The sequence below is a fragment of the Aquimarina spinulae genome, from assembly GCF_943373825.1.
Classification (GTDB): domain Bacteria; phylum Bacteroidota; class Bacteroidia; order Flavobacteriales; family Flavobacteriaceae; genus Aquimarina; species Aquimarina spinulae.
Window position 1 is genome coordinate 2,655,828 of the sequence record NZ_CALSBP010000002.1, and the last position, 20,371, is coordinate 2,676,198.

The 20,371-nt window shown below is 30.9% G+C and carries 20 protein-coding genes; all 20 read left to right on the forward strand.

What is annotated here, in order from left to right; translation table 11 throughout:
• The first annotated feature begins 6 nt into the window (after window positions 1-6).
• The 20 genes from NNH57_RS17145 (at window position 7) to NNH57_RS17235 (ending at window position 20,349) form a co-directional block, all read left to right on the forward strand.
• A complete protein-coding gene (locus tag NNH57_RS17145; protein WP_074405900.1) occupies window positions 7-1,506 on the forward strand; it encodes a GH3 auxin-responsive promoter family protein in 1,500 nt (499 codons plus the stop codon).
• Between the two features lie 55 nt (window positions 1,507-1,561).
• Window positions 1,562-3,259 carry a DUF6909 family protein gene (locus NNH57_RS17150; protein ID WP_108808219.1) on the forward strand — a complete coding sequence of 566 codons (1,698 nt, stop codon included), beginning with the start codon at window positions 1,562-1,564 and terminating at the stop codon, window positions 3,257-3,259.
• A gap of 2 nt (window positions 3,260-3,261) precedes the next feature.
• Entirely contained in the window at window positions 3,262-4,260 is a 999-nt protein-coding gene (locus tag NNH57_RS17155; RefSeq protein WP_108808218.1) for a hypothetical protein, read from the forward strand.
• Window positions 4,261-4,348: 88 nt separating this feature from the next.
• On the forward strand, window positions 4,349-5,320 hold the full coding sequence (locus NNH57_RS17160; protein WP_074405897.1) for a type I phosphomannose isomerase catalytic subunit: 972 nt from the start codon (window positions 4,349-4,351) through the stop codon (window positions 5,318-5,320).
• Window positions 5,321-5,326: 6 nt separating this feature from the next.
• Window positions 5,327-6,340, forward strand: a complete 1,014-nt coding sequence (rfbB, locus tag NNH57_RS17165; protein WP_108808217.1) for a dTDP-glucose 4,6-dehydratase — start codon at window positions 5,327-5,329, stop codon at window positions 6,338-6,340.
• 58 nt (window positions 6,341-6,398) lie between these two features.
• Complete coding sequence (gene rfbA, locus NNH57_RS17170; protein WP_108808216.1) at window positions 6,399-7,256, forward strand: glucose-1-phosphate thymidylyltransferase RfbA; 858 nt, start codon at window positions 6,399-6,401, stop codon at window positions 7,254-7,256.
• A gap of 1 nt (window position 7,257) precedes the next feature.
• Window positions 7,258-7,803: a dTDP-4-dehydrorhamnose 3,5-epimerase gene (gene rfbC / locus NNH57_RS17175; RefSeq protein ID WP_108808215.1), complete on the forward strand. Its 546-nt coding sequence runs from the start codon at window positions 7,258-7,260 to the stop codon at window positions 7,801-7,803.
• Window positions 7,804-8,156: 353 nt separating this feature from the next.
• Window positions 8,157-9,197: a hypothetical protein gene (locus tag NNH57_RS17180; RefSeq protein ID WP_108808214.1), complete on the forward strand. Its 1,041-nt coding sequence runs from the start codon at window positions 8,157-8,159 to the stop codon at window positions 9,195-9,197.
• Window positions 9,198-9,214: 17 nt separating this feature from the next.
• Window positions 9,215-10,081, forward strand: a complete 867-nt coding sequence (gene rfbD, locus NNH57_RS17185) for a dTDP-4-dehydrorhamnose reductase (protein ID WP_074405892.1) — start codon at window positions 9,215-9,217, stop codon at window positions 10,079-10,081.
• Between the two features lie 88 nt (window positions 10,082-10,169).
• On the forward strand, window positions 10,170-11,357 hold the full coding sequence (locus tag NNH57_RS17190) for a UDP-N-acetylglucosamine 4,6-dehydratase (protein ID WP_074405891.1): 1,188 nt from the start codon (window positions 10,170-10,172) through the stop codon (window positions 11,355-11,357).
• 4 nt (window positions 11,358-11,361) lie between these two features.
• On the forward strand, window positions 11,362-12,501 hold the full coding sequence (locus tag NNH57_RS17195) for a LegC family aminotransferase (RefSeq protein WP_074405890.1): 1,140 nt from the start codon (window positions 11,362-11,364) through the stop codon (window positions 12,499-12,501).
• A 77-nt stretch (window positions 12,502-12,578) separates the two neighbouring features.
• On the forward strand, window positions 12,579-14,093 hold the full coding sequence (locus NNH57_RS17200) for a hypothetical protein (protein ID WP_074405889.1): 1,515 nt from the start codon (window positions 12,579-12,581) through the stop codon (window positions 14,091-14,093).
• A gap of 34 nt (window positions 14,094-14,127) precedes the next feature.
• Entirely contained in the window at window positions 14,128-14,769 is a 642-nt protein-coding gene (locus tag NNH57_RS17205; RefSeq protein WP_074405888.1) for an acetyltransferase, read from the forward strand.
• A gap of 4 nt (window positions 14,770-14,773) precedes the next feature.
• Window positions 14,774-15,781, forward strand: a complete 1,008-nt coding sequence (gene neuB / locus NNH57_RS17210) for an N-acetylneuraminate synthase (protein WP_074405887.1) — start codon at window positions 14,774-14,776, stop codon at window positions 15,779-15,781.
• Complete coding sequence (gene neuC, locus NNH57_RS17215; protein WP_074405886.1) at window positions 15,778-16,929, forward strand: UDP-N-acetylglucosamine 2-epimerase; 1,152 nt, start codon at window positions 15,778-15,780, stop codon at window positions 16,927-16,929. The genes neuB and neuC overlap by 4 nt, the downstream gene beginning before the upstream one ends.
• A gap of 23 nt (window positions 16,930-16,952) precedes the next feature.
• A complete protein-coding gene (locus NNH57_RS26530) occupies window positions 16,953-17,243 on the forward strand; it encodes a CBS domain-containing protein (RefSeq protein WP_328517067.1) in 291 nt (96 codons plus the stop codon).
• Window positions 17,200-17,994: a nucleotidyltransferase family protein gene (locus tag NNH57_RS17220; RefSeq protein WP_328517068.1), complete on the forward strand. Its 795-nt coding sequence runs from the start codon at window positions 17,200-17,202 to the stop codon at window positions 17,992-17,994. The genes NNH57_RS26530 and NNH57_RS17220 overlap by 44 nt, the downstream gene beginning before the upstream one ends.
• Window positions 17,994-18,713, forward strand: coding sequence for an acylneuraminate cytidylyltransferase family protein (locus NNH57_RS17225; RefSeq protein WP_074405884.1), 720 nt, complete (start codon window positions 17,994-17,996; stop codon window positions 18,711-18,713). Before NNH57_RS17220 ends, NNH57_RS17225 begins: the two co-directional genes overlap by 1 nt.
• Window positions 18,710-19,621: a Gfo/Idh/MocA family protein gene (locus NNH57_RS17230; RefSeq protein ID WP_074405883.1), complete on the forward strand. Its 912-nt coding sequence runs from the start codon at window positions 18,710-18,712 to the stop codon at window positions 19,619-19,621. Before NNH57_RS17225 ends, NNH57_RS17230 begins: the two co-directional genes overlap by 4 nt.
• Window positions 19,603-20,349 carry an SDR family oxidoreductase gene (locus NNH57_RS17235; protein WP_074405882.1) on the forward strand — a complete coding sequence of 249 codons (747 nt, stop codon included), beginning with the start codon at window positions 19,603-19,605 and terminating at the stop codon, window positions 20,347-20,349. The genes NNH57_RS17230 and NNH57_RS17235 overlap by 19 nt, the downstream gene beginning before the upstream one ends.
• The last annotated feature ends 22 nt before the right edge of the window (window positions 20,350-20,371 follow it).

Below are 20,371 nucleotides of genomic sequence, written 5' to 3' on the forward strand. Positions count from 1 at the left end.
TTATCTATGTCCTTAAAAACATTAGGAGCTAAAGTATTTGCTAAGCGAATTCGCAAAAAAATTAATAAATGGGCTTCAAACCCAATAAAAACTCAAGAACAAGTTTTTGCAGACCTTATAGAAAAAGCAAAAAACACGGCCTTTGGTAAAGATCATAATTTTCAGGATATAAAAACATATTCAGACTTTACACAAAATGTCCCCATACGAGATTATGAAGAATTAAAATCATATGTAAATCGTGTCGTAGCTGGCGAGAATGATGTACTTTGGCCAGGAAAACCATTATATTTTGCTAAGACATCAGGAACTACAAGTGGAGCAAAATATATTCCTCTTACCAAGGACTCTATGCCTACTCATATTAGAGCGGCTCGTAATGCGATTTTGTGCTATATTGAAGAAACCAAAAAAGCTGATTTTGTAGATGGTAAGATGATATTTCTTCAGGGGAGTCCAGAGATGAGTGAAAAAAATGGAATATTATTAGGAAGACTCTCGGGAATAGTGGCGCATTATGTACCAAAATATCTTCAAAAAAATAGAATGCCTAGCTGGGAAACTAATTGTATTGAAGATTGGGAACAAAAAGTCGATGCTATTGTTGAAGAAACAGTACATCAGAATATGAGCGTGATAAGTGGTATTCCGCCATGGGTACAAATGTATTTTGAAAAACTACAACAAAAGACAAATAAAACTATAGGAGAACTTTTTAAAGGCTTCGAACTCTTTATATATGGTGGTGTAAATTTTGAACCCTATAAAGCTACATTCGAAAAATTAATTGGTAGAAAAGTAGCTGGTATCGAATTGTATCCGGCTTCAGAAGGGTTTTTTGCATTTCAGGACAGTCAGAATGAAAAAGGAATGCTATTGCAACTGGATTCGGGGATGTTTTATGAGTTTGTAAAAGCAGATGAATTTTTTGAAAAAAATCCAAAGAGATTAACTATTGGTGAGGTCGAAATAGGAGTAAATTATGTAATGCTGGTTTCTACTAATGCTGGGTTATGGGCATATAATATTGGAGATACAGTATTGTTTACAAACACATCACCATATAGAGTAGTTGTTTCTGGTAGAATAAAGCATTTTATTTCAGCATTCGGAGAACATGTGATAGGTAAAGAAGTTGATCAGGCAATTAAGGATGGTATAGAAGCCACTGGGATAATGATTAATGATTTTACTGTAGCACCACAAGTTAATCCAGATAAGGGTGAATTGCCCTATCACGAATGGTTTATAGAATTTCTAGAAACTCCAGAAGATACAAGAAAATTAGCTTTAGAAATTGAGAATTCATTACGAAAACAGAATTCATATTATAATGATTTGATCGAAGGAAAAATATTGAAAACATTAAAAATAACCCCCGTTTCTAAAGACGGGTTTAAAGATTATATGAAATCTGTAGGTAAACTAGGAGGGCAAAATAAACTTCCCAGACTTTCTAATGATAGAAATATAGTAGATGTACTCACAACTATAATAGACAAATAGTCCTAATTGAATTTTAATGTTCAGTTAGTATACTTATATTTGCTAGGAAAAATTTATGGCAAATCTTATTTTACAAGGAAGAACAAGAGCTCAGGAAAGCTCTAGTGCAATTGAACGCATGTACATAACTATGCGCCATCTATTTAATAGAGGTTTTTATAAACCCATGGGAGTTTCTGGAGATACACTTAGAGAGGCATTGTTAATACTTCGCCCGGAGATCTATGGCTCTGTCGCAGAAGAAAAAGTAGAACTTAACGGGTTGCTCTATGTTATCGATCGATTACCATTTGGTATTGAAGAATGCCGATATATTAACTTAACAAGTGACGAAGGATATAAAAATTCTCACTTTAAAGCCATAGTACCTCCCAAAAGACGTAGAAACTGCTATCGTATAGATGAGGAGCAAATGAATATCGAGATTACCAGAGGGCGATCAGAAATATATGATATTCTTACGCACCTTACCTTTTTATTTATAGAATCACATAAGATCATGAATCGAGTAGTGATTAATGAGCAGGGAAATGTTACCAGAGATTGGCAAAAATTAGAAAAAGCCGTAACGTCTAAAAAAGATTTAACCAAAGCCGAAAGAGAAGTCGCTTTGACCCATACAGCTAATATTTTAGGAAGAACCTTTGAAGAAGTTTCTTCTGTATACGGTAGTTTTTCTTGCCCAGAAAACAAAGAACGGTTTTTAGATATTATTTATTGGTTGGGTAAGCTGGCGATAGAAGAATCAATTGAAGATGAAAAGAGAATCGTAACCTTTAGTCCAGTATTAAGAGAAAGACTAGGTCATCATATTCATGGAGAGATTTGGGCAAATACGATTAAAAAGAAATTAGAAGAATTAAATTTACTTGATCGCCCAATTCACATCATTAGTGCTAATATGCATAGTGTAATGAACACATTATATACTTCTGTTGCTTTAAAAAATGAGTTGAAGGATAAAAGTATTTTTGATGTTTATGAGTCATTAAGTGATAATAAAAATGACAAACTAAGAGCAAAAGTGCGAAAGTTAGCCTTGCAAAAAGGAATGACGTATATAGAAGATCAAAGTGGAGCAAATATAAATGTACAGATATTTGATACTGCTCAATATGTAGATTGTGAATATAAAAACCTAATAGCAGATATTGAAGATAGTGATAAACCTGTAATTATCGTAATGGATTATGCATTTGGAGAACAGGCATATGAGACGATGGATGAGCTATTAAAACCATATATAACTACCCAGGGTGCCAAAACACACATTGATGTTAAATCTATTTCTATTATGGGTAAAGCGGGTATTCTTGAAGGAGGAAAAGGAGATATAATGATACCATCTGCTCATGTTTTTGAAGGGACAGCAGATAATTACCCATTTAAAAATCAGTTAAAAAAGAAAGAATTAGAAGGACATGGCATTGATATCTATGATGGAGCAATGATTACAGTTCTAGGAACATCTTTGCAAAATAGAGATATCTTAAAGTTTTTTCATGATTCTACCTGGAATGTAATTGGATTAGAAATGGAAGGAGCACATTATCAAAAGGCGATACAATCAGCTTCAAAACTTAGAGGTAGTATCAGCCCAAAAGTAAAAGTGCGATACGCTTATTATGCTTCGGATAACCCGTTAGAAACAGGAAGTACATTAGCTTCTGGAGGACTAGGAACTACAGGAGTAAAACCAACATACCTAATAACCGAAAAAATAATAGAACAAATATTTAAAGAAAGACAATAATTATGGGTAATGAAAATTACAAAGATGAGGTAGATGTAATGCATGTTTTTGGCATGTTTAGGAAGTTTTTTAAAAGCTTTTTAAGATCGATTATATCTGTAATTAGATTCTACAAGAAAAAAGTAATCTTATTCTCGATTTTGTTGGTTATTGGTGCAGTTATTGGTTTTTTCTTAGATCAAAATCAAGATACAAAGGGTAAGTATATACAAGAAGTTATCATCGAACCAAAATACAATAGCGCAAAATATATTTATGATTTTGTAGAAGAGTTAGAAAATAATTTTCAAGACGATATTTTTCTTAATAAACTAGGAATTAGTTTGGATCATGCTAAAAACATAAAAAAAATTACTGTCGAACCTGTGGTAAAAGGCACAGATGTTTTAGACAATTTACAGAAACGGTATAAAAATAAAGAGTTCTTTAAAGATGTTATGGAAGCCTATGAAGAAGATCAGCTAAAAGAAGAAGGATTTAGAGATTTTTATAAGCATCATAAACTCACTATTGATTTTGACAAAGCAAGTGAACATAATAGTAAAACAACTTCTTCTATTCTGGAGTATATTAAATCAAATAAATACTATCAGGAAATATCAGATCTTACACTTAAACAAAAGAAAATTGACATAGAAAGAAATAAGAAATCATTACAATTTATTGATGCGTATTTAAGTAATCTGGAAAAATCACCATTAAAAGCAGAAAACGAAGCCATTATTATTTCCTCTGGATCAGAATTGCCCATGGTTTCTATAGCTTCTCTATTACAAAAGAAAGAACTTTTAATAGAGTTGATTAATGACCAGGAACGTGCTTTGATTCTTGATAAAGAAATCTTTTCTTTTGTCGACTATGGGGATGTTATCTCAAAACGGAAGAAACTATTAAACCGTATGATGATACTAATCCCAATGCTTCTTATAGGGCTGGTTTCTTTATTCTACTTTCTTCGATATTTGAATGAGGAGATAAAAGAATTTGTTAAAGACGAATAATAATAGATTTTGACAATTTTTAATACGTGTTCATTTAGAAAGTATGCCTTGTTAAAATCTATGAAAGAACTAATAAAAAGCAATAATTATGCTATATCCTTTAAAATTTCGACCAATTCTAAAAGAAAAAATTTGGGGAGGAAATAAATTAAAAACTATTCTCAATAAACCTATAATAGATGAGAATACCGGTGAAAGTTGGGAAATATCAACAGTGGGTGATGACATTTCTGTAGTATCTGATGGAAAGTTAGAAGGAGAAAAACTAAACCACCTAATTAAAAAATATAAAGAAGATTTATTAGGTAATAAGGTATATCAACAATTTGGAGATCAGTTTCCTTTGTTAATTAAATATATCGATGCCAAAGAAGACTTATCTGTTCAGTTACACCCTAATGACGAATTAGCAAAAAAACGTCATAATTCTTTTGGAAAAACTGAAATGTGGTACGTTGTTCAAGCTGATTCTGACGCTAAGTTAATTGTTGGTTTTAATAAAGATACCACAAAAGATGAATATGAAACGTTCCTGAAAGAGGGGAAAATTACAGAATTACTGAATTTTGAAAACATTTTAAAAGGAGATAGTTATTTTATTAAAGCAGGAAGAATACACGCAATTGGAAAAGGCTCATTGATTGCAGAAATTCAACAAACGTCAGATATTACGTATAGAGTTTATGATTGGGATAGAAAAGACAGTAATGGAAATGAGAGAGAATTGCATACAGATCTGGCATTGGATGCACTGGATTTTAAAGGAGATAGATCTTTTAAATTAGAATATGAAAAGGATAAAAACAAAATTAATAATCTTATTTCTGGCACATATTTCACAACAAATACACTTGAAATTGATCATGATTTAAAAAGAGATTACAAACACCTGGATTCGTTTAAAATCTTGATGTGTGTTGAAGGAAGTGGTGAAATAAGAACTGATAATCATTCTACAAGTATCTCATTTGGTGAAACCATATTGATTCCGGCCAAAATTGAAAACTTACAAATTGAAAGCAATACTCAAGGGATGAAATTATTAGAAGTTTATATCTAATATATTATGAAGGGAAACATATTAATAACAGGAGGTGCAGGATTTATAGGATCGAATTTTGTGAATCTTATTTCAAAAAATGATAACTCAAAAATTATCAATCTTGATGCATTAACCTATGCTGCTGATCTTGCTAATATTGAAGTTCAAAATGATACAAATTATACTTTTATAAAAGGAGATATATGTGATTGGAGTGTGGTTGAAAAAGTTTTTATAGAACATAATATTGATACCGTAGTTCATTTTGCTGCAGAATCTCATGTCGATAACTCTATTGAAGGCCCAAAAGCTTTTATTGAAACCAATATTGTTGGGACTTTTAATTTGTTACAAGCTGCATACCAGACATGGATGAAAGCTCCAAATCAACCAAAGTTAGGATTTGAACACGCTCGCTTTTTACATATTTCTACAGATGAGGTCTACGGTACATTAGGAAAAACAGGCCTTTTTACCGAGGAGACGCCTTATGCGCCTAATAGCCCATATAGCGCCTCAAAAGCATCTTCAGATATGTTAGTTCGTAGTTATTTTCACACCTATGGTTTACCAGTGGTAACAACAAACTGTTCAAATAATTATGGCCCTAGACAGCATAATGAAAAACTAATACCAACCATCATTAGAAAAGCAATTAATGAAGAAAACATACCTATATATGGTGATGGCAAAAATATAAGAGATTGGTTATATGTTTTGGATCATTGTAAAGGAATAGATTTAGTACTACGTACCGGGAAAATTGGAGAGACGTATAATATTGGAGGAAAAAATGAAAGAGAAAACATATATATTGCCACGACTATTTGTGAAATTTTAGATACTATTATTCCAAGAAGTACTACTAAATCATATAAAGATCTTATCACATATGTTACCGACAGACCTGGCCATGATTTTAGGTATGCTATTGATGCTTCTAAAATTGAAAATGAATTAGGGTGGAATGCAGAAGAAAATTTTGAAACAGGAATCAAAAAAACGATAGATTGGTACTTAAAGAAGTATAAGAATTAGTACTATTTTTAAAGGCAAAATTGACTAAAATCCATTTTCAGACAATAATACTATAGCAATGAAAGGAATAATATTAGCAGGAGGATCAGGAACACGTTTACATCCACTTACACTGGCAATTAGTAAACAATTAATGCCGGTTTATGATAAACCAATGATATATTATCCTCTTTCTACATTGATTTCTGCAGGGATTAGAGAGATTTTAATCATATCTACTCCTCAAGACTTACCATTATTCGAAAAACTATTAGGTGATGGCAAAATCTATGGTTGTCGATTCGAATATGCCATTCAGGATCAACCTAACGGACTAGCAGAAGCTTTTATTATTGGCGAAAAATTTATTGGCGATGATAAAGTTGCCTTAATACTGGGAGATAATATTTTTTATGGATCAGGATTAGAAAAACTGTTAGAAAACAATAATGATCCCGATGGTGGCATTATATACGCGTATCATGTTCAAGATCCAGAACGATATGGAGTTGTAGATTTTGATAAGAATGGAAAAGTTACTTCGATAGAAGAAAAACCAAAACAACCAAAATCAAATTATGCTGTACCAGGAATTTATTTTTACGATAATAAAGTAGTAGAAATTGCTAAAGCTATTAAACCAAGTGCTCGGGGAGAATTAGAAATTACTGATGTAAATAATGTATATCTGAAACAAGGAAAATTAAAAGTAAGCATACTTGATAAAGGTACCGCCTGGTTAGATACAGGAACATTTAACTCTCTCATGCAAGCAAGTCAGTTTGTTCAGGTTATAGAAGAACGACAAGGACTTAAAATTGGAGCAATAGAAGAAATAGCCTATAAAAAAGGTTTTATCGATAAAAATCAGCTTCAGGAATTAGCAAAACCATTATTAAAAAGTGGGTATGGTAAATATTTATTACAACTAGATTAAGATGGAAATTCAATCTACGTTTATTGACGGATGTTTTATCCTTAAACCCAGAGTGTTTGATGATGAAAGAGGCTCTTTTTTTGAAAGTTTTAACCAAAAGGTATTCGAAGAGATTACTGGGTTAAAGGTTGATTTCATACAAGATAACCAATCCGTTTCTAAAAGAGGAGTGCTTAGAGGACTGCATTTTCAAACAGGTGATTACATGCAGGCTAAATTGGTTAGAGCAGTTAAAGGAGAAGTATTAGATGTGATTGTTGACCTAAGACCTAATTCTAAAACATATAAAGAACACTTTTCTATTGTGTTAAATGATCATAATAATTTTCAGTTATTTGTTCCTAGGGGTTTTGCTCATGGGTTTATTACATTGAGTGAAACTGCAATTTTTAGTTATAAATGTGATAATTATTATCATAAATCTTCAGAATCAGGAATCATATATAATGATCCCGATCTTGCAATTGACTGGAAATTAGATGTTTCTGAAATTCAATTGTCAGAAAAAGACAAAGATTTAGCTTTTATAAAAGACTTAAAATTATAATATCTCAAAAATCATAAAAAGCACACTTGTTTTTTTAAGGTAAATACCTGATGTTAAAAAAAATGTTAACGCTCATTTTTGTTTAATTTTTTTTATTACTTTGCCCTAGTTTCTTTTAAAATTATAAAAGAAAAACCCGAATTTTTTGGGAAAGCATAAATACTAGTGCTTTATGATTGGCGTTTTTCCTACCCTATCGTCAAAATAATAACATTTCATTGATTCTAATAAATAAGAGACTTTTTGTACATGTCTCCTGATTTTGAATCTGCGATATTATGTTATTTAATTTTATTTAAAGTTTTTCAATTTTTTGAGCATGATTGCTCCTTAAAATAAATTAACCTACGACGATGAAAGAAAACACTTCAGAAGAAATTGACCTGGGAGAATTATTTAGATTGATTGGCAATGTTCTTAATAGATGTATTAAGTTTATTGATAAGATTTTTAAAAATCTTTTTCACCTTTTTATCCTTTTTCTTAAGTTCATAAGAACTCATTTTTTAAAATTTGTAACTGTAACATTTATAGGGGTTATAATAGGAGGGTACTTAGATTATAGATCATTACCCATATATAAATCTTCTATGATTATAGAACCTAATTTTAATAGTGTTCAACAACTATACAACAATATTGAGTTTTATAATCAATTAGCAGAACATCAAGAAAGTAAAGCTTTATCTGAGGCCTTACAAGTTAGTGAAAACGAAGCATCATATATTAAAAAAGTTACAATAGAATCATTTTCTGATGAAACACAACGAATAAAACAGTTTAGCGAATTCATTAGCGGATTAGATTCTATATCTCAAAAACAAGTAGATTATGAGTATTATTTAAAAAACTTTAATGATATCAATGCAAAGTTTCATAGAATACAAATAGAAGCAACTTCTCCAGAAATAGCAAAACGATGCCAGAAAGCGATTGTAACATCAATAGAGAATAATGAGTATTTTAGACTACAGAAAGAAATTAACGAGCGCAATATTGCTCTTAAAGATTCAGTTATAGGCACTCAACAAGAAGAAATCAATGATTTACAAGCATTTTATAAGAAGATAAAAATCATGGAAGCTCAAAAACCTGATGGGACCACTAATATTAACTTGGCAGAAAATCAATCAGATCAAATATCAGAGATCGAGTTACTAGATCAGGCAGGGAAACTAAAAGACGAAAAAATTGAACTAAATAATGAAAAAGCAAATACGAAGAATACCATTAATATTATTTCAGAATTCCCTAATAAAGGAGCTTTGGTAAATGATTTTATGAATAAAAAAATCGTATTGATACCAATAGTATTTGTTACTATCTTATTTTTGACCCTAATTCTTATTTCATTAAATAAGTATTTAATGAATTATGACAAATTAAATACGTGAATTTGGTAAGATAATAGATGGAAAAAAAATCGAAGAAAAACAATATTTTGATTACAGGATCGAGAGGTCAATTAGGGCAATGCATAGAAAAAATTAAGAAAAACTATCCTGAATTACAATTGTATTTTGCCAGTTCTGAAGTCTTAGATATCACAAAAAATGAAGAGGTACAACGTTTTTTTAAAGATAAGTCATTCGATTTTGTAGTGAATTGTGCTGCATATACCAACGTAGAACAAGCAGAAAAAGAATCAGAAAAGGCTTTTTTGGTTAATGCAACTGGAGTATTAAATTTGGCACAGGTTTGCAAAGAGTATAATAGTACACTTATACATATATCTACCGATTATGTTTTTGATGGGGCTAAAAAAATGCCTTATATAGAAGAAGATACTCCAAACCCAATTAATGAGTACGGAAAATCAAAATTAGCCGGTGAACAACACATCCAAGAAATTTTGGAGAAATATTTTATCATTAGAACATCATGGCTGTATTCTGAATTTGGGCATAATTTTTTTAAAACTATTGTAAAAAAATCAGAGACCGAAAAAGATCTCACTATTATCACTTCTGAGATAGGTACACCAACAAATGCTAATGATCTGGCAAAATTTATATTAGATTTAATTTTGATTGATGATCCTAAATATGGGACGTATCATTATAGTAATCTTGGTGAAGCCACATGGTATGATTTTACGGAAGAAATTTTAAGGTTTTCGAGCAAACTTGATACTATTAAACTTAAAAAAATAGATAATTACCCTACTTTTGCAAGAAGACCAAAATATAGTGTTTTGAATAAAGAGAAATGCTTAGCATCTTTTGGTTTAGAAATTCAAAATTGGAAAATATCTTTAGAAAAAACAATAAAGAACTAAAGGAGATATAATTATAAGAAAATCAGGATAGATCATTGCTCTGATTCCAAAAACAGAGGGATTTGTAATATAAAATAGATTATTTTAAATGAACATATTAAAACTAATAGGAAGAAAGCAAGAATTATTTTCTAAAGACATCACAGAAAAAGAATCAGAACTGAAAAATATTGTTTCTTCTTCATCTTTTCTGGTTATTGGTGCAGCAGGTTCTATTGGACAAGCGGTGACTAAAGAAATCTTTAAAAGAAACCCGCAAAAGCTACATGTTGTGGATATAAGTGAAAACAATCTGGTAGAATTGGTTAGGGATATCAGAAGTTCTTTTGGATATATCCAGGGAGATTTTAAAACTTTTGCTTTAGATATCGGATCATTAGAATATGACGCTTTTATAGAAGCCGATGGAAAATATGATTATGTACTTAATTTATCGGCCTTAAAGCATGTAAGAAGTGAAAAAGACCCATTTACATTAATGAGAATGATTGATGTAAATATTTTTAATACAGATAAAACGTTGCTTCAGGCTATTAAGAAAGGAACCAAAAAATATTTTTGTGTATCTACCGATAAAGCTGCTAATCCTGTTAATATGATGGGAGCCTCTAAGCGAATTATGGAAATGTATTTGATGAGGAGGAGTAAAGAGATTAAAATCTCTACAGCACGCTTTGCTAATGTAGCTTTTTCTGATGGATCACTACTTTATGGATTTGATCAAAGGATAAAGAAAAAACAACCTATAGTTGCTCCAAATGACATTAAAAGATACTTTGTGATACCAAAAGAATCGGGAGAACTTTGCTTAATGTCGTGTATTTTTGGTAACAATAGAGACATCTTCTTTCCTAAATTGAGCGAGGATCTACATTTAATCTCTTTTGCAGATATCGCTGTTAAATACCTTACAGAACTTGGGTATGAACCTTACTTGTGTAAGGATGAAAATGAAGCTAGAGAATTAATAGAAACGTTACCTCAACAAGGAAAATGGCCTTGTTTATTTTCTTCTAGTGATACAACTGGAGAAAAAGATTTTGAGGAATTTTTTACCGACAAAGAAACCCTGGATATGGATAGATTTCATAACCTTGGAATTATAAAAAACGATTTAAATTTTGATGAAGAAAAATTAAATCTTTTCACTCAAGTAATTCAAAACCTGAAACAGAACAGGAGCTGGAACAAAAAGGATATTGTTGATCTTTTTTTCAAAATGATACCTGATTTTGGGCATAAGGAGACAGGTAAATATTTAGATAGTAAAATGTAAATCTATGCATCAAGAATTTATATCCTTTGTTAAAGAGAGTTTTAGAACAGAAGAGTTTATACCATTGCATGCCCCAATATTTATGGGCAATGAAAAAAAATACCTGAATGAGTGTATTGATTCTACATTTGTTTCTAGTGTAGGTAAGTTTGTTGATCAGTTTGAGGCAGATATTGCAAAATTTACGAGAGCAAAACATGCTATTGCAACATCTAATGGTACAGCTGCTCTTCATATGGGCCTTCTAATGGCTGGAGTAAACCCAAATGATGAAGTAATCACTCAGCCCTTAACGTTTATTGCAACAGTTAATGCCATAAGCTATATCGGGGCTTATCCTGTTTTTGTAGATGTAGATAAGGATACTCTTGGTTTGTCTCCAGAAAAATTAGATCATTTTTTATCACAAAACACCGAAATACTAAATGGTGAATGTATAAATAAAACTACTAGAAGAAGGATAAAAGCGGTTGTTCCCATGCATACTTTTGGATTGCCTTCAAGAATTGATGAAATTGTATTAGTTTGTAATAAATTCAACATATCGGTAGTAGAAGATGCCGCAGAATCATTAGGTAGTTATTATAAAGAACAACATACTGGAACGTTTGGTTTAATAGGAACATTTAGTTTTAACGGAAATAAGACTATTACTACTGGTGGAGGTGGAATGTTAGTTACCAATGATGATGACATAGCCAAAAAAGCAAAACACATAACAACAACAGCAAAAATACCGCACCAGTGGGATTATGAACATGATATGATAGGCTATAATTATCGTCTGCCAAATATTAATGCAGCGTTAGGGTGCGCACAAATGGAGAAACTCCCCCTTATTTTAGAAAAGAAAAGGATATTATCAGATAAATATGAAGCCTTTTTTAATGATAAAAAGTTACAATATATCAAACAACCAAAACACTCGATTTCAAACTATTGGTTAAATGCTATTCTATTAGAAAATCTCGAAGAAAGAAATGCATTTCTAAAAGAAACCAATGAAAATGGAGTAATGACCAGACCCATTTGGAAACTAATGAATGGTTTAACAATGTTTAAAAATGCCCAAACTGGAAATCTCGAAAATGCTAAATGGTTTGAAGAGCGTGTAGTAAACATACCTAGTAGTGTTATTTTATGATTAACAGAAACTCTATTTTGATGAAAAACAAATACCTATTATACTTATTTGTGTTCTTTCTTTTCAATAATCTATTTATGCTATTTAATAATGGTGTTTATTGGGATGATTGGACAGTTTATAAAATGGATAGAATTGGCTTAATGCAACATTTTGGAAATAATGGTGCTTTGATGCTAGTATATGTTCATGATTTTTTAAATGATAGTGATTATTCTCCATTATTGTATCATTGGTTATCATTTGTGTTTCTTTTAGGGATATTCATGTTTTTTTTTAAAATTCTTAAACAATATGGATGTAAGGAAATAACAGCTTTTTTTATATCCTTATTAGCAATGTTAGCTCCTTATTTTGAAATAAAAAGTACTATTATTTGCATGCCGTATCCCTTGTTTTTATTTTTATTTACGGCTGGGTTGTATATGGTGCTTGATTTTTTAGAAAATAACAAAAAATATATAAGTTTAATTTTCGGAAGTTTTTTTCTTTTAGTAGGCTTTTTTTTAAATTCTTTACTTCCTCTGTTTTTGTTTATATTAACGTTACACTTTATAATAAAAAGAGATTTTTCGTTTGATAAAATAAAACAAACAAATTATAAAACAATATTTTCTTATTGTGGTTTAGGATTACTTCCTTTCATTTTTTGGATATTTAAGAAAGTATTTTTGCCAATAGGTGGAGCATATGCTTCTGTTGGATATAATAAAATAAATATTGTTTGGAAAGAAATTCCAATAAAATATGCAAATGCTTTTACTGATAATATTATTGGAATATATAAAGAGCTTATAACTGCGTTTCAAGATCATTTTTCATTTAGTATTGGTGTCTTTTTTATAAGTATTTTCTTTTCTTTTTTTGTACTTAGAAATGTTTTGTTTAAAGAAAATTATGAAAAATCAAAACTTTTAAAATTTATGATTTTTGGAATTTTGTCGTTCTTGGTAGTTGTATTTCCTTATTTAGTAGTTAATAAACCACCTTCTTATGAAGGATATGAAACAAGGCATCAAGTATTACTTCCACTAGCTTTATCTTTTTGTCTATTTCCTGTTGTATTTGTGCTTCCTGAAAATTTTAGGAAGGCAATCTGTATTTTTATACTTTCTTGCTTTCTTACAATTAATATAAATGCAAATGCCAATTATTTAAGAGGTTGGATAAAAATAGAAGCAGTAAAACATAATATTAAATTTTTGAATGAAAATAGAGATGGTACTATTTTTACTGATGGTTTTAATGGTGAATATAATGCAACCGAAAGGCAACTTATTTTTTATGAGCTGAATGGAGTTTTTAAAGAAATTCTGGGAAAAGAAGATAAATTTATTATACAAAATAAAAGTAGTTATAATTATCTATCAACTTTTTTAGCACAACCAGAATCATATAACATTAGGGATTTGACTGAAAATGTTAACGAAGATGTAGTTTTAAAAGTAGAGTATGGTGATGAAACAGATTATGGGCGGTTAGAAATTATGAAGAGTATTTATTATTATTATTTTAATCACGATAAATTTAAAGAAAGAGTTGAGAATATGTTAAGCATGAAATATCAACCAAAGCCAGTTATTGTGGAATGATTTTTTTAATAATAATTATATAACATTAAAAAACATGACAAAGCTATTACTATTAGGTGGAGGCGGACATTGTGAATCGGTAATAGAAGTATTAGAAATGCTACCTGATTATCAAGTAATAGGCATTTTAGATCCTATTTATTCCGAATTGACAGAGGCAAAAATATTGGGCTATCCAATTTTAGGAAATGATGATGATGTACTTAAATATATTCAGGAAGGTTGTGAATTTGTAATTACAGTTGGGCAGATCAAATCTGCAGCTATACGAAGAAAATTGTTTACCAAAGTGAAATCTCATGGGGGTAAATTACCTGTTATCATTTCATCTACAGCACACGTATCTAAACATGCTACAATTGGAGAAGGAACCGTTATAATGAATTTTTCTATGGTTAACAGTAATACTTCTATAGGAGCAGGTAATATCATAAATACATTTGCTAATATAGAACACGGCTGTAGATTAGGGGACTTTAATCATATTTCTACCAGAGCAACCGTTAATGGAGATGTTAACATCTATAATGATGTTTTTATTGGCAGCGGGACTATAGTCAATGAAGGATGTACTATTGAAGAAAATGTCGTTATAGGTTCGGGAAGCCTGGTAAGAAAAAATATTTCATCTAATAAGATTGCTCGTGGGAATCCTATAAAGATTATTAAAAAGTAAACATATGAATCCAGATAAAGTTGTTATCATAGCCGAAGCAGGTGTAAATCATAATGGAGATATTAAACTAGCAAAGAAATTAATAGATGCTGCTGCTGTTGCTGGAGTGGATTATGTAAAATTTCAAACGTTTAATTCTAAAAAACTAGTGAGCAAAAATGCTCAAAAAGCTACATATCAAAAAGAAAATACGGGTAATGCTTCAGAATCTCAATTAGCAATGTTGCAAAAGCTAGAATTGAGTAAAGACATGCATCTCGAATTAATACAATATTGTAATTCAAAAAATATTAAATTTTTATCTACTGGTTTTGATTTAGAAAGTATAGACTTTTTAAATGAATTGAATATAGATCTATTTAAAGTTCCTTCAGGTGAAATAACCAACTTACCGTATTTAAGAAAAATTGGTAGCCTCGGTAAACCGATTATTATTTCTACAGGAATGGCAGATCTTAAAGAAATAGAAGAAGCTGTTCATGTTGTAGTTGAAGCTGGTGCACGCATGTCTAGTATCACCATATTGCATTGTAATACTGAATATCCTACACCAATGCACGACGTTAATCTTAGGGCTATGAATACCATTAAAGACACATTTAATGTTCCTATTGGATATTCTGATCATACTTTGGGTATCGAAATACCAATAGCAGCTGTTGCTCTTGGTGCTACAGTTATTGAAAAACATTTTACGCTAGACAAAACTATGGAGGGACCTGATCATAAAGCTTCTCTTGAGCCAGAAGAGTTAAAAGCAATGGTAACCGCTATTAGAAATATCGAAGACGCTTTGGGTCATGGCAGAAAAGAACCCAGTAATAGCGAAAAAAAGAATAAGGAAATTGCCAGAAAAAGTATAGTTGCTAAAACATCAATACAACTAGGAGATATTTTCACAGATGATAACATAACCGTAAAAAGACCAGGTAGTGGTATTTCTCCTATGAAATGGGATAGTGTAATAGGAACAAAAGCATTAAAAGATTACCAAGAAGACGATTTGATATGAAGAATATTGCGGTCATAACAGGTACCAGAGCAGAATATGGGTTGTTAAAACCTCTTATTCAAGCGATAACCGATGATTCTGAATTTAATTTACAATTGGTGGTTACCGGTATGCATCTATCACCAGAGTTTGGTCTTACGTATACTCAGATAGAACAAGATGGTTTTGTTATCGATAGCAAAGTAGAAGACCATCTATCTGGAGACTCTGCAGAAGCAATTACCAAAGCAATAGGAACAGCTATGATTGGTTTTGCAGAAACCTATGAAGCGCTAAGTCCAGATCTTATAGTAGTATTAGGAGACCGCTCAGAAATATTAGCAGCTGCAACAGCAGCAATGATAAAAGGAATACCAATAGCACATTTGCATGGCGGCGAAACCACAGAAGGAGCATATGACGAAGGAATCAGACATGCCATCACAAAAATGAGCTATTTGCATTTTACCTCTGCAGAGGTATATAGAAAAAGAGTGATGCAATTAGGAGAATCTCCTGATCGGGTTTTTAATGTAGGAGCAATAGGAATTGATAGCATAAAAAGTTTAAAGCTACTTAATACAACAGAGTTTGAAGAATCAATTAATTATAAGCTAAATAAAAAAGCGGTATTAATTACGTTTCATCCTGTAACCCTCGAAAAAGCAACCGCAAAAAAACAGTTTGAGGAACTTTTAACATCATTAGACAAATTAGAAGATACCTCCTTAATTTTTACGAAACCTAATTCTGATAAAGATGGTAGGATAATTATCGAATTGATAGATGACTATGTGGCAAAAAAACCAGAAAAGTCAGTAGCCTTTACCTCTTTAGGTCAGTTACGATATCTATCAGCATTACAACATGTAGATGTAGTTATAGGAAATTCTTCCAGCGGAATTTATGAAGTGCCTATTTTTAAAAAACCAACCATTAATATAGGAGATCGACAAAAAGGAAGATTAATGCCCGATAGTGTTATTAATTGTGAACCTAATAGTGGCGCTATTGATAAGGCAATACAGAAAGCTTTTGACAGAGAGTTTATTAAAAGCATACAGCAACAAAAAAATATTTATGGTGATGGTACAACTACATCTCAAATTATAGAAGTACTTAAAACAGTTAAGATAAAAGACATTAAAAAGTCATTTTATGATTTATAGTTTTATAGAAATATTAAATACATATGAGTAATATACTAATCAATAGGAATAAGACTATTCTAGAAGCTTTAAATAGATTAAATTCTATTAAGGATGTAAGCCGATTAATTCTTTTTGTTGAGGATGACCAGCAACAAGTAATAGGAACGTTAACTGATGGTGATATAAGACGTGCTTTGGCACAAAATAAAAATATTTACGAGACTATAGATTCGGTTTGCAATAGAAGCTTTACTTATATTGAACAAGGATACTCTTTTATTAACCTAAATGAGTATCGCAAAAAAAAACTTAAAAATACTACCTGTTCTTAATGAAAAAAAACAATATGTTAAGTTATTAGACTTAGATAAAATAAAAGCAGTATTGCCATTAGAATGCATGATTATGGCTGGTGGTAGAGGGAAAAGACTTAGCCCATTAACCGATAAGGTGCCAAAACCAATGTTACTTTTGGGAGACAAACCAATTATTGAACATAATATAGATAGATTAATATCGTATGGGATTCAAAAAATCTATATTTCGGTTAAATACCTGGGAGAACAAATTGAAGAATATTTTGGAGATGGTAGTTCAAAAGGGATTTCAATAGAGTATGTATGGGAAGATAAACCTTTAGGAACTGCAGGAGCGCTGTCACTGGTAGAAAAATTTGATTCGAGTCATGTATTGCTAATGAATAGTGATTTATTTACAAATGTTGATTTTCAGGATTTATTTTTAACACTATTAGAATCTGATGCAGAAATGGCTGTAGCTTCTACAGAATATAAAGTGGATATCCCATACGCAGTTTTTGAAACTAATGGGAGCTATGTCAAAAATTTTAGAGAAAAACCATCTTTTATTTACCAGTCTAATGCTGGAATATATATTCTAGAAAGAGAACTTATAAAAGAGATTCCTAAAAATCAGTTTTTTGATATTACAGATTTAATGGAAAAAATTGTTAAAGAAGATAGAAACCTAATTTATAATCCAATCCTGGGATATTGGATAGATATAGGTAAGCCCGTAGATTATGAGTATGCTAAAAATTTTATAAAACATCTGGAACACTAATGGAAAATATATTAATAACAATATGTGCGAGAGGTGGCTCAAAGGGAATTCCGGGCAAAAATATAAAAGATCTTAACGGGAGACCTGTAATTGACTATTCTATTCAACACGCAGTGATGTTTGCCAAACTTCATGATAATGTAGATATTGCATTGTCTACAGATAGTGAAGAAATAAAGAAGGTAGCCGAATCATGTGGGTTGAGCTCAGAATATACTCGTCCAGATTTTTTAGCGAATGATACTGTGGGTAAAATTGATGTTTTGGATCATATTCTTAGCTACGAAGAAGAACAACGTCAAAAAAAATATGATATCCTTTTGGATCTGGATGTATCTTCCCCAATGAGGACTATTGATGACTTACAACAAGCTTATAAAATATTTACCCAAAACAAAGAAGCATTAAATATTTTTTCGGTTTCAAAACCACATAAAAACCCTTATTTTAATGTTGTAGAACTTAAGGAAGATGGTTTTTGCAAATTGGTTAAGCAAAGCGACAGTAAATCACGACAAGCAGCACCTATAGTATATGATATGAATGCTTCGTTTTATATCTATAGAAAAGCATTTTTTGATCAAAAATTAAGATCTGCAATAACCAATAAAAGCCTATTATTCTTAATGGATCATATCTGTTTTGATATAGATGAACCAATAGACTTTGATATGATGGAGTTTCTTTTATCAGCAAATAAATTAGATTTTGAGATATGAATGTACTAATAATAGGATTGGGTTCGATAGCTACAAAACACATTTCTGCTATAAAAAAAATCAAACCTGATGCTCGATTTTATGCACTACGTTCTTCAAAAAAAGTAGATAAAATAACAGGCGTAAACAATATTTTTTCTTTAGACGAATTACAAAAAATCAAACCTGATTTTGTAATTATTTCTAATCCTACTTTTGCTCATCATAAAACTATTATAAGTCTTATCCCTTTTAATATTCCTCTATTTATTGAAAAACCTCTTTTTTCTGAATTGGATAATGGAAAAGTTGTTAAAGAAATACAACAAAATAATTTAACGACTTATGTTGCTTGTAATCTTAGATTCCTGGATTGTTTACGATTTGCAAAGGATTATATCGCTAACAAAAGAATTAACGAAGTCAATATATATTGTGGTTCTTATTTGCCAGACTGGAGACCGGGTAGAGATTATAAATCTACCTATAGCGCAAACAAAGAACAAGGAGGAGGAGTTCACATAGATTTGATTCACGAAATAGATTATGCCTATTGGTTACTTGGAAAACCCGTGCAAGTATCTAAAGTGTTTTCTAATAAATCTTCATTAGATATAACTGCATTTGATTATGCTAATTATACTCTTGGTTATCCCAATTTTAATGCAAGCATTGTTTTAAATTATTATCGTAGAGATCCAAAACGAACTTTAGAACTAGTCCTAGAAGAGGAAACGATTTTGGTGGATATACTAAAAAATAGAGTCTACAGAAATGATGATATTATTTTTGATTCAGAGAAAACAATAGTTGATACTTACGAAGATCAGTTACAATTTTTTATAGATCATGTTATTGCAAAGAAAAAAGAATTCAATACAGTTGATGAAGCTTATGAAATACTAAAAATATGCCTACAGAACGATTAAAAAATAAAGTAATTATTGTTACAGGAGGAAGTGGTTTAATAGGAAAGCCAATTTTAAAACACCTGAAAGATAATGGAGCAATTGTGATTAATGCAGATATTAATGCCGAAACCAATATTGAAACCGGTGACTACGCATGCGATGTTACTTCTGAAGCTTCAATTCTAGAACTAGTAGATTCTGTGGTAAAAAAACACGGAAGAATAGATGGTTTGGTTAACAATGCCTATCCTCGCACCAAAGATTGGGGGAATAAGTTCGAAGACGTACCCATAGATTCTTGGAGACAAAATGTCGATACGCAAATGAACAGTGTCTTTTTTATTTGCCAACAGGTATTAAAAGTAATGGAAAAACAAAAATCTGGTTCTGTTGTCAATATCTCCTCTATTTATGGAGTTGTTGGTAACGATTTCACTATTTACGAGGGATATGGTGGTACTTCTCCTGCTGCATATTCAGCAATAAAAGGGGGGATTATTAATTTCACCAGATATTTAGCTTCCTATTATGGTAAACATAATGTAAGAGTAAACTGCGTATCACCTGGTGGAATTAAAGATCAACAACATCCATCATTTATAGAAAGATACGAATATAAATCTCCATTAAAACGTTTGGGACAACCTCATGAAATAGCTCCGGCAATTACCTTTTTATTGTCAGAGGAAGCTTCATTTATAACAGGGCATAATCTAATGGTAGATGGCGGATGGACAGCAATATAAATTCATGTTTTTAATTTAAAAA